Genomic DNA, 10,819 nt, shown 5'->3' on the forward strand with positions numbered 1-10,819 from the left:
CGCCATGCCCCGCTGATCTCGTTTAGTTCGCGGTTAGGCTCCGTCAAGCGGGTCGTGGAATTCTCTGTGCTGTCGGTGGTTGGTTCGCGCTGCACCAGCGACATGGCGGCACTGGGGGAGCCTTCTGGGGGAGGTTCGTCGCCCACTTGTCACACCCGGCATCCGCGTCCCCGGATGCCGGGTGTGGTGTGTTTCAGGCCTTCTCGCAGAGTTCCGCCAGTTCCGGGCGCTTGGGCTCGATGCCGTCCGCGGAGGACCTTCCGGCCAGTCTGCGGCCCAGCCACGGCACGAAGTGTTGTCTTGCCCATTTCAGGTCGGCGCGGCGGAGGGTGAGCCAGTCGGGTGGTTCGGCGGGGGGCCATGGCTCGGACCAGTTGGCGGTGACCGGGATGCCGAGTTCCGCGCAGGCGCGGAGGGCGACTCGCTCGTGGCCTTCGGGGGACAGGTGGAGGCGGTCTTCGCTCCAGGCCCGGGGGTCTTGCAGGACAGCCATGGACCACAGGTCGACGACGTAGCAGTCGTGGCGGTCGGCGATGGCGCGGAGGTGGGCGTTGTAGGTGGCTATCTTGCCTCGGACGCGGCGCATGATGGGCACGTCCTTGGTGTCGAAGCCGGTGCAGATGACCACGTCGGCTCCTGCCGCGCGGAGCTGGGCGGTGGCCGCCTCGAACTCCACGGCCAGGGCGTCCGGGTCGCTGCCTGGACGCAGGATGTCGTTGCCGCCTGCACAGAACGTGACCAGTTCCGGTTGCAGGGCTACCGCCACCGGCAGCTGCTCGTCGATGATCTGGCCGAGCAGTTTGCCCCGGATCGCGAGGTTCGCGTAGCGCAGGTGCGGGCGGGCCGCGGCCAGGTGCGTGGCCAATCGGTCTGCCCAGCCACGGAAACTGCCGTCCGGCAACGGATCGTCGAGGCCCTCGGTGAAGCTGTCGCCCAGCGCGGCGTAGGACCCCCAGAGGCCCGGCACGGCCTCCTCTTCTAGCGGCTTCTCCATCCGGCCAGCATGACAAGCGGAGCGCGACCTACGCTACCGTCAGTTACGATGGCGAAGGTTACTCGCCAGTAACTGTGGAAAGTCATCGGATGTACGACCGAAAGTATGAGCCAGTTGCCGCGTGATTCTGGCGACACTTCGAGCCATGCGTCGTGTTGTGATCGGATCTTTGGCGGTGCTGCTGCTGGCGGCTCCGGCCGCGCAGGCCGCCCCGCAGGAGTGGCAACAGGTCGGCTCGGACATCCTCTCCGGGGTCAGCGGCACCACCGTGCTGGCCCGGAGCGATGGCCGGGTCGAGTCGCTCATCGTGCGCGACAACAAGAAGCCGGGACAGAACCGGATCGCCAGGGTGGTGCAGGCCGACGGCAAGAAGCCGGTCGTCCAGCCGCTGGAGTGGCGCGGTGAGCTGCCGGTGGACCTGGAGTCGATCGAGCCCGTGCCCGGGCGGGCCGGCGAGTTCATCGTGCTGGCCAGCAAGGGCAAGGGTTTCCTGATCAAGCTCGGCGCCGGTGAGGTGTCCGTGCGGCAGACCTTCCAGGTGCCGCCGGGCCAGGCGGGTGATGACTACGAGAGCTTCGCGCTGGCCGCCGCGGGCGGCAGGACGATCGCGCTGTGGGCCGACCGGGGCCTGGACAGCAGGCCGGCCACGCTCTACGCGGCCGAGTTCGACCTGGTGAAGCTGACCTTCGGGCCGGTGAGGTCCGCGGCGGTCCGGGTGCCCTACCCGAGGAAGAACGTGCGGCACATGTCCGACCTGGACGTGCTGCCCGACGGTGAGCTGGTCATCTCGGCCGCCTCGGACAACGGGGACGACGGTCCGTTCGACTCCGCGACCTACTCGGCCGGCCGGGTGAGCGCGGGGGCGAACGGGGTGGCGCTGGAGGTCCGGAAGGAGCCGAGGCGGATCGGCACCTTCACCGGGCGCAAGATCGAGGCGGTGACCTGCCTGGACGCCAGGTGCGGGGAGATGTTGCTGGGCACCGACGACGAGAACAAGGGCGGCGCGCTGCGCCTCGCCACCAGGTGAGCCCTCTCCGGTGGAAACCGCGGCGGTCTCGGTTCAGGGGCCGGGACCGCCGCGGGGCTCACACCGCGGCCGCTTCCTCCGCGCCACCATCCACTGGAGCGCTCTCATCCGCGGCTGGGGACAGGAAACCGGCGCGCAGCCGGGTTTCCGCTTCCCGGTCCGCGCCGAGCACGTCCAGCCCGGCCAGTGCCGCGCCGACCACCGGTGGCGGGTCCACCACGATGATCTCGGCCAGCGGGGCGACCGCCCGGCAGCGCTTGGCCACCGCCTCGATCACCGCGGGGCCGACGCCGGTGAGCACCCCGCCGCCGAGCACCACGTGCACCGGCTCGGCGGTGAGGTCGAGCTGCCGCAGGCTGACCGTGGCCAGCAGGCTGACCTCGTCGATCAGCCGGTCCACCACCTGCTGGGCCACCGCGTCGCCCTGCCCGGCCACCCGGAACAGCAGCGGGGACAGCTCGTGCAGCACGTCCTCGGACAGCTCGCCGAAGTGCAGCCGCTCGATCAGCTCCAGCAGGGTGGGCACCGCGAAGTGCTCGCGGATGGCGGGCAGCAGCGCGGTGGGCTCGCCCCTGCCGTCCTCGGCCCGCACCGCCAGCCACAGCGCCTCGCTGCCCAGGTGCGCGCCGCCGCCCCAGTCGCCGGAGATCCGGCCCAGCGCGGGGAAGCGGTGCACCCGGCCGTCCGGGGCCACCCCGACGCCGTTGATACCCGCGCCGCAGACCACCGCCACGCCCGCGCCGGTGGGACTGCCCGCGCGCAGCAGGGCGAAGGTGTCGTTGGCCACCGTGGTCGTGGCCGACCAGCCGCGCGCGGTGATCGCCTCCTGGAGGAACTGCTCCTCCTTGGGCAGGTCCGCGCCAGCCAGGTAGGCCGAGGTGTGCGCGGCGAAGGGAGCCGTGCCGGCGTAGCCCGCCTGCCGGGCGGCCTCGACGATCAGGCTCTCGAAGGTGTCCAGGCCCCGCTGCATGCCCACCGTCTGCGGCGGCGAGCCGATGCCGCGGACCCGGGACAGCACCTCGCCGTCCCGGGACACCAGCATCACATCGGTCTTGCTGTTGCCGCCGTCGATGGCCAGGACGAGATCACTGATCTCGGGTCTCCCGCTCATGCCTTCGCCCACGGCAGCAGGTCGGCGTTCTCCGCGACGAGCTGGTCGGCCAGCTTCTCCGCGATGCTCCACTGGCCGATCAGCGGGTGCGCGAGCAGCGCGTTGGCCACCCGGTCCCGGCCGCCGTGCAGCGCGGCCTCCAGGGCCAGGTACTCGTAGGCGGTGACGTGGCTGATCAGGCCCGAGTACTCGGGCTCGACCGGCTTGACCGGCAACGGCTTCGCGCCGTTTTGGTCCACAATGGACGGAACCTCGATCACCGCGTCGTCCGGCAGGAACGAGAACGTGCCGTTGTTGCGCACGTTGACCACGTGCTCCTCGCCCTGCTCGCCGCCGGTGAGCGCGTGCACCAGCTGGACCGCGGCCTCGGAGTAGTAGGCGCCGCCGCGCTGGGACAGCGCCTCCGGCTTGGTCACCACCGCGGGATCGGCGTAGACGCCCATGAGCTCCTTCTCCACCAGGCTGACCACCTCCGCGCGCGGCGGCTCGGTGCGCTGCCTGGCCACCACCTCGTCGTGGCTGTAGAAGTACTTGAGGTAGTAGGAGGGCACCACGCCCAGCCGCCGCATCAGCTCGGCGGGCAGCCCGATGTGCTCGGCCACGTCCTCGCCGAACTCCGAGAGCAGCCTCGGCAGCACGTCCACGCCGTCCACCAGCACCTCGCGCTCCCAGGTCAGGTGGTTGAGGCCGATGTGGCCCAGCCGCACCTGTTCCGGGGCCGCGCCGAGCAGCTTGCCGACGTAGCGCTGGAAGCCGATGGCCACGTTGCACAGGCCGACCGCCCGGAAACCGGCCTGCACCAAGGCTCTGGTGACGATGCCGACCGGGTTGGTGAAGTTGACGATCCAGGTGTCCGGCCCGGTGACCTTGCGCACCCGCTCGGCGATGTCGAGCACCACCGGGACCGTGCGCAGCGCCTTGGCCAGACCGCCCGCTCCGGTGGTCTCCTGCCCGACGCAGCCGCATTCCAGCGGGAAGGTCTCATCCGAGCGGCGGGCCTCCTGCCCGCCGACGCGCAGCTGTAGCAGCACCGCGGCCGCGCCCTCGGCGCCGGACTCCAGGTCCGTGGTGGTGCGCACCCTGGCCGGGTGTCCCGCGTGGTCGAGCAACCGCTGGCTGAACTCGCCGATCACCGCGAGCCGGTGCTCGTCCGGGTCGACCAGCACGATCTCGTCCACCGCAAGGCTGGTTCTGCGCCCGGCGATCCCGTCGATCAGCTCAGGGGTGTAGGTGGAGCCGCCTCCGACGACGGTGAGCTTCATCGTTAACCCTTAACTCCGGTGAAGGTGATCCCTCGGACGAAGGACTTCTGCGCGAACAGGAACAGCACGATGGCGGGAACCATGATCAGCGCCGTGGCGGCCATCATCAGGTTCCACTCCACGGCGTGCTGGCCCCGGAACGAGGCCAGTGACAACGACAGCGGCCAGTTGGCCTTGTTCTCCCCGGTGTAGATCAGCGGACCGAAGAAGTCGTTCCAGGTGTAGAGGAAGCAGAACAGCCCGGTGGCCGCGATTCCCGGGCGGGACATCGGGATGAGCACCCGCAGCACGGCGGTGAACTCGTTGCAGCCGTCGATCTTGGCCGAGTCGATGTAGTCCTGCGGGATGGTCAGGAAGAACTGGCGCAGCAGGAACACGCTGAAGGCGTCGAAGAGGAAGTACGGCACGATCAGCGGCCACAGGGTGCCGGTCAGGCCGAACTTGACCCACATGTCGTACAGCGGCACCGCCACCACCTGCGGCGGCAGCATCATCGCGGCCACCACCAGCAGGAAGACCCCGTTGCGGCCCTTCCACTTCAGCCTGGCCAGCGCGTAGGCCGCCGGGATCGCCGAGAGCAGCATGCCCGCGGTGGCCAGCAGCGAGTACATCAGGCTGTTGAGCGTGTACTCCAGCAGCGGCGCCTTCTCGAACACCCGGAAGAAGTTCTCCGGGTGCCAGGACTCCGGCCACAGGCTGGAGGACAGCGCCTGGCTGTCGGACATGAACGCGGTCAGGAAGACGAACACGATCGGCAGCGAGAAGGCCAGCGCCAGCGCGATGCCGATGCTGTGCGTGGCGATCCAGTACAGCGTCTTCTGCCACGAGCCACTGGGCTTCCGCTTCGGCGGGGGCCGCCTGCGAGTAGCCGGACGTGTTGCGGTCGCGGTGGTCACGAGCCCTCCTCGACGTGCGAGGCCCGACGCATCTGCCGCACCAGCAGCGCGGTGAAGGCGAAGGAGACGATGAACAGCAGGGTCGCCATGGCCGCCGCGTAACCCATGTTGAAGTAGCGGAAGCCCTGGACGTAGAGCCAGACCGGGAAGGTCAGGGTGGAGTTCTGCGGGAAGCCGATGTCCTTGGCGTTGCCCGCGACCTCGGCCGAACCGGAGGCCACCGAACCGGCCACCACGGCCTGGGTGAAGAACTGCAGGGCGAAGATGACCGAGTTCACGATGCCGAACATCAGCACCGGCGAGATCGACGGCAGCGTGATGTAGAAGAACTTGCGGAACGGCCCCGCGCCGTCGATCTCGGCCGCCTCGTACTGCTCCTGTGGCACGTCCAGCAGGGCGGCCAGCAGGATGATCATCAGCTCGCCGGAGCCCCACAGCGCCAGGATGGTCAGCGCGGGCTTGGCCATCTCCGGGTCGGAGAACCACAGCCCGCCGTCCACGCCGAGGAACTTGAGGAACTTGTTGATCGGCCCGAACTCGGGGTTGAACAGGAAGACGAAGGTGATCGTGGCCGCCACCGGCGGGGCCAGCGAGGGCAGGTAGCACAGGGTGCGGACCAGGCCGACCCCGCTCTTGAGCCGCGAGATCACCATGGCCGTGCCGAGCGCGAAGATCACCCGGCAGGTGGTCAGGATGACGACCAGCCAGAGCGTGTTCCACACCGCGACGCCCACCAGCGGCTCGCTGGTGAACATCCGGATGTAGTTGTCGAAGCCCAGCCACTCCGGTGCGTTGATCAGGTCGTACCTGGTGAAGGAGAAGTAGATGGTGGCGATCAGCGGGTAGCCGAAGAACACCGCGAACCCGATGATCGCCGGGGACATGAAGCCCAGGACGGTCAGGAAGTTCCGGCGCCGCCGCCCGGCCCGCCCCTTGCTGGGGACGGGCCGGGCGGCGCTCGCGCGCTCAAGCGTGGCGGTCATGGAACTACTTACCGGCCTTCTGTGCCAGTGCGTCGTCGACCTGCGCGTCGACCTTCTTCAGCTCGGCCGCGATGTCGGTCACCTTGCCGGACTGCCACTTCTCGGCGAAGTCGTTGACCGCCTTGAGGTGCGCGTCGCCGATCGGGGTGGCCGGGTTGGACCAGAGCTTGCCGGAGCCGAAGATGTCCAGGAACGTCTTGAACTGCGGGGTGACCTCCAGCTTCGGGTCCTTCATGGAAGCCTCGGTGGTCGGGATGTTCTTGATCGCGTTGGACAGCTGCACCAGCGTGTCGGTGTCCAGCGACATCTGCTTGATCAGCTCCCAGGAGGCGCCGGGGTTCTTCACGCCCTTGGGGATGCCGATGATGGTGCCGGTGGCGAAACCGCCGCCGTAGAGCTCGGGCTTGGTCGGCGTCACCGGCGCGGGCGCGGTGCCGTAGTTGATGTCCTTGGCGTCACTGGCCAGGAAGGCCGTGCGGTACTCGCCGTCGAGCATCATGGCGAGCTTGCCCTTCTGGAAGGCGTGGTCGGCCGAGTACTCCTGGCCGAGGCCCGCCCGAAACTTCTCGATCTTGTCGTAGCCGTAGAAGTCGACCAGCTTCTTCTGGAACTCGAAGAGCTCCTTCCACTCCGGGCTGCCGGCCAGGTTGGACTTGCCGTCGGCGCCGAGGTAGCGGGCGCCGAACATCGGCGTCCAGTTCTGCGCCTGGTTGCGGTAGTGCGGGATCAGCGGCATGAAGCCGGCGACCTTGATCGAGCCGTCCTCGTTGAACTCGGTCAGCTTCTTGGTCGCCTCGAGCAGCTGGTCAGTCGTCTTCGGCGGCTCGGTCAGGCCCGCCTTGGCGAACATGTCCTTGTTGAAGTAGAAGGCGTAGATGTCGGTGAGCATCGGCATCGAGCACCGGTTGCCCTTGTACTCGGTGTAGTCCCGCACCGCCTTCGGGATGACGTTGAGGTCCGCCTTGTCCCGGTCGATGTAGGGCTGCAGGTTCTGGAAGCTGCCGGAGGAGCAGAACTGGCCCAGGTTGTCGGTGAAGAACGAGATCGCCACGTCCGGCGGGTTGCCGCCGCGGATCGCGCCGGTGATCTTCTCGTCGTCCTGGGTGCCCTCGTGCTTGATCTCGAAGTTGGGGAACCTGGTCTTGATCCGGTTGAGCGCCTCGGTGACCGCCTTGTACTCGCGGCCCTCGAAGTTGCTGTAGACGGTCAGGGACAGCTTGTCGTCCTTGCCGGGCGCGGCGCCGGGCGCGCCGGTGCCGCCGCCACCGCCGCCGGCACAGGCCGAGATGAGCAGCGCGGCTGCCGCCGTGGCGCTGAGCAGGACCGCGCGAGAGGTCTTGCGCATGCGAACTCCTGGGTTTTCAGTGTGGTGTCGGGGAAATGTGTCGAGCGCGCAGCGGGGGCCGTCGGGGGCCCGGTGGTGCTGCACCGGCGGGCTTGCGCAGCCCGCGAAACGGATCGGCTGTGGCGGCGACGAGTCCGAACACCTCTTCCCGCGCCAGGGCGAGCGCCGCGTGCAGTGCGCCGGAGCGCACCGGTTTCCCGGTGACCAACGAGGTGCGCACCGGAGTTCTCGGGGTGACCAGCTGGTGCAGCTCGGCCGCGACCATGGCGCTGAACTCCTCGCCACCGGCCTGCGCCGTCTCACCGGCCAGCAGCACCAGCTGCGGGTCGACCACGCTCACCACGCCGGCCACGCCGGTGGCGATGCGCCGGGCCAGGTCGAGCAGGAAGGCCCGGCCGCCGTCGCCGGCCTCCACCGCCTTGCGCAGCGCGATGGCGCCGCTGCGCGCGGCCAGCCCGTGCGCCCTGGCCAGCTTGACCACCGAACCGGTGGCCAGCAGGTCGCCGAGCCGGATGCCGCCGCGGTCCACGCCGGTGTCCGCGGTGGCCCGGTCCGGCACCCGCATGGAGTCGATCTCGCCCGCGCCGCCGGTGGCTCCGCGCAGCAGGTGGCGGTTGATCACCACCGCGGAGCCGAGGCCGGCGCTGATCCAGATCAGCACGAAGTCCCGCACGTCCCCGGCCCGGCCGGAGGTCATCTCCTCCAGCGCGACCAGGTTGACGTCGTTCTCCACCGTCACCGGCACCGAGAGCAGCTCGGTGAGCGTGCCCGGCACGTCGAAGCCCTCCCAGGTGCGCAGGTGCGGGGCGAAGCCGAGGTGCCCGGTGGCCGGGTTGACCCCGCCGGGCGCGCCGATGACCACCTGGCAGAGTCCGCCGGGGTCCACCCCGGCCCGGCCCGCCGCGGCGTTGAGCGCGGCCTGGAAGGCGGCCAGCACGGTGTCCTGGCCGCCGCGGGGCAGCGCGGTGTGGTGCTCGGCCAGCAGCGTGCCGGTGATGTCGGCGATGGCGATGTCCACCCCGCGCGGGGTGAGGTCCACCGCGGCCACGCTGGCCAGCGTGCCGTTGACGGTCCAGAGCTGGGCCCGTGGCCCCCGGCCGCCGCCGCGGAGCCCGGCGCGCACCACCGCGCCCTCGGTCTCCAGTCTTGTCAGCAGTGCGGCGGTTGCCGGTTTCGACAGCCCGATCTGGGCTTCCAGCTCGGACCGGGTGAGGGCGCCGTGCCGCAGCAACGCGTCGATGGCCGCGCGATCGTTGATCTCACGCAGCAGGCGCGGGCTACCGGCTCGCATGACCCTCCTGTCTGTTAACTTTCCAGACGATTTCGGGTCACCGTAGTGACCACGCTCACCCGGGTCAACGGTCGGAACTCGTTTGTAACGTTCCTTACCGAATTGAGCAAGATCCACCACGCGGCGGATCGGCTTAGGTTCGCCTCACTTATCGGTGGGATCCGCGGCCGTGATGAGGCAGGCTGGTAGCTGTGGAACCCTCCGCCGACTCCCGCCAGGCCGCCGGTCAGGAATCCCTCGGCGCCCTGCTCGGTGGCCGTGGTGGCGCGGTCGACGCCACCCTGCCCCCGCTGGCCTTCGTGATCGGCTGGCTGCTCGCCGACGAGTCGATCTGGATCGGTTCGGCGGTCGCGCTCGCCGTGGGCCTGGTCATCGCGACCTACCGGCTGGTCAAGGGCGACCGCCCGCGCGCGGTGCTGCTGGGCATGCTCGGCGTGTGCGCGGCCGCGCTGGTCGCCCTCTACACCGGCCGGGCCGCGGACTTCTTCCTGGTCCAGCTGCTTTCCAACGTGGCGAGCGCGCTGGCCTGGTCGGTCAGCATCGTGATCGGCTGGCCGCTGCTGGGCGTGGTGGTCGGCACCGCGCTCGGCCAGCGCACCCGCTGGCGCCGCGACCCGGACCTGCTGCGCGCCTACCGGCTGGCCAGCTGGGTCTGGGTCGGGCAGTACCTGGTGCGGATCGTGGTGTTCAGCTCGCTGTGGTGGATCGACGCGGTGGTCGCGCTCGGTGTGTCCAGGGTGGCGCTGAGCTGGCCGCTGGTGGCGCTGTGCGTGGCGGTCAGCGGCTGGGTGCTGTTCCGGGTGCTGCCCGGGGGCCACCCCGGCATCCGGCATCCCCAGAAGCCGGAGCACCAGGTCACGCCCGGCTGAGCTTGCGGTGCAGCGCTTGGGCCTCCTCGCCGGTCACCGAGTCCAGCGCGGCCAGCCAGGCCGCCCCGGTGGTGCCGTCCGCGGCCACCCGCACCGGCCCGCCCGCGCGGCTGGTCAGCGCGGCGCGCACCCGGTCGCCGACCGGGGTGGCCGAGGTGACCAGGCTGCCGGTGAGCACCACCGGGCTGGTGTCGCCGGGGGTCCTGGTGGCCAGCGCGGTCTCGGTGAGGTGCGCCGCGCCGCGCTCGACGATGTCGGCCGCCGCCTGGTCGGTGGCCGCGTGCGCGCTGACCAGCGGGGCGAACCCGGCCAGCCGGATCGGTGACTCGGCGTTCACCGCGGTGATCAGCGCCCGGCGGGCCTGCACCTGGTCCGGGTCCGGGGCGAGTCCGGCGTGTGCGAAGACCGCGGTGCCCAGGGTGCCCAGCTCGGTCCCGGCCTCCACCCGGCGCAGGGTGGCCCGGACCGCCTCCCGGCCCAGCCAGTAGGCCGAGCCCTCATCGCCCAGCAGCCAGCCGAAGCCGCCCGCGGTGGCCACCATCCGGTGCCCGGAGATGCGGGCCGCGATCGAGCCGGTGCCCGCGACCAGCACGGTGCCCTCGCCGGTGGCCGCGGCGGTGGCGAAGGCCGCCTCGCAGTCGGCGACCACCTTGATCGGGCAGGTCAGGCCGGTGGCGCGGAGGGCGGCCTCGAACAGCGCGCGGACCGAGGGGTCGGCCATCTTGGCCGCCCCGGCGATGCCCAGCACCAGCGCGCCGACCCCGGCCGGGTCGCTGCCGCCGAGGGCCTGGCCGACCGCCTGGGCCACCCTGGCCGCGGCCACCCCCGGCGGGTGCGCGTTCGGGTTGCCGCCCTCGGCCCGGCCGGCGCCCAGGCGGGCGCCGGCGTCGGAGATCAACAGGGCCCGGGTGGTGGTCGCGCCGGTGTCCACGCCGAGGAAGTTCATCGTCACCCGCTCAGTTTGATGGCTGGAGTTGTAGATAGTTTTCCGGTTGAGTGGCAAACTGGACAACAATTAACTGAAAAATTCCTGGGGAGGAA

At 70.3% G+C, this 10,819-nt stretch carries 10 protein-coding genes; 2 read left to right on the plus strand and 8 right to left on the minus strand.

The window, feature by feature from the left end; translation table 11 throughout:
• Positions 1 to 193 precede the first annotated feature (193 nt).
• Positions 194 to 994, minus strand: a complete 801-nt coding sequence (locus ACWDY5_RS12085) for an SGNH/GDSL hydrolase family protein (protein WP_449722243.1) — start codon at positions 992 to 994, stop codon at positions 194 to 196.
• A gap of 157 nt (positions 995 to 1,151) precedes the next feature.
• Here ACWDY5_RS12085 and ACWDY5_RS12090 point away from each other — a divergent pair, with 157 nt between their 5' ends.
• On the plus strand, positions 1,152 to 2,021 hold the full coding sequence (locus ACWDY5_RS12090) for a hypothetical protein (protein WP_449722244.1): 870 nt from the start codon (positions 1,152 to 1,154) through the stop codon (positions 2,019 to 2,021).
• Between the two features lie 58 nt (positions 2,022 to 2,079).
• Here the strand turns inward: ACWDY5_RS12090 and ACWDY5_RS12095 are convergent, their stop codons facing one another.
• The 6 genes from ACWDY5_RS12095 to ACWDY5_RS12120 are packed head-to-tail and all read right to left on the minus strand — an operon-like array spanning position 2,080 to position 8,909.
• The gene (locus ACWDY5_RS12095; protein WP_449722245.1) at positions 2,080 to 3,132 is read right to left on the minus strand and encodes an N-acetylglucosamine kinase; all 1,053 of its coding nucleotides are present in this window, start codon (positions 3,130 to 3,132) and stop codon (positions 2,080 to 2,082) included.
• Entirely contained in the window at positions 3,129 to 4,394 is a 1,266-nt protein-coding gene (locus ACWDY5_RS12100; RefSeq protein ID WP_449722246.1) for a 6-phospho-beta-glucosidase, read from the minus strand. Before ACWDY5_RS12100 ends, ACWDY5_RS12095 begins: the two co-directional genes overlap by 4 nt.
• Before the next feature lie 2 nt (positions 4,395 to 4,396).
• Positions 4,397 to 5,290 carry a carbohydrate ABC transporter permease gene (locus ACWDY5_RS12105; RefSeq protein WP_374213140.1) on the minus strand — a complete coding sequence of 298 codons (894 nt, stop codon included), beginning with the start codon at positions 5,288 to 5,290 and terminating at the stop codon, positions 4,397 to 4,399.
• A complete protein-coding gene (locus ACWDY5_RS12110; RefSeq protein WP_449722247.1) occupies positions 5,287 to 6,273 on the minus strand; it encodes a carbohydrate ABC transporter permease in 987 nt (328 codons plus the stop codon). The genes ACWDY5_RS12105 and ACWDY5_RS12110 overlap by 4 nt, the downstream gene beginning before the upstream one ends.
• Before the next feature lie 4 nt (positions 6,274 to 6,277).
• Positions 6,278 to 7,618, minus strand: coding sequence for an extracellular solute-binding protein (locus tag ACWDY5_RS12115; RefSeq protein WP_449722248.1), 1,341 nt, complete (start codon positions 7,616 to 7,618; stop codon positions 6,278 to 6,280).
• 16 nt (positions 7,619 to 7,634) lie between these two features.
• Positions 7,635 to 8,909 (minus strand): ROK family transcriptional regulator, encoded by a 1,275-nt coding sequence (locus ACWDY5_RS12120; RefSeq protein WP_449722249.1) that lies wholly within the window; start codon positions 8,907 to 8,909, stop codon positions 7,635 to 7,637.
• Positions 8,910 to 9,100: 191 nt separating this feature from the next.
• On the opposite strand from ACWDY5_RS12120, the gene ACWDY5_RS12125 reads away from it, so the two are divergent.
• Positions 9,101 to 9,778: a DUF3159 domain-containing protein gene (locus ACWDY5_RS12125; RefSeq protein ID WP_449722250.1), complete on the plus strand. Its 678-nt coding sequence runs from the start codon at positions 9,101 to 9,103 to the stop codon at positions 9,776 to 9,778.
• On the opposite strand, the gene ACWDY5_RS12130 is transcribed toward ACWDY5_RS12125, so the two are convergent.
• Positions 9,765 to 10,724 (minus strand): N-acetylglucosamine kinase, encoded by a 960-nt coding sequence (locus ACWDY5_RS12130; protein ID WP_449722304.1) that lies wholly within the window; start codon positions 10,722 to 10,724, stop codon positions 9,765 to 9,767. The two genes, ACWDY5_RS12125 and ACWDY5_RS12130, sit on opposite strands and share 14 nt — an antisense overlap.
• Positions 10,725 to 10,819 lie beyond the last annotated feature (95 nt).

The organism is Crossiella sp. NPDC003009, from assembly GCF_053591555.1.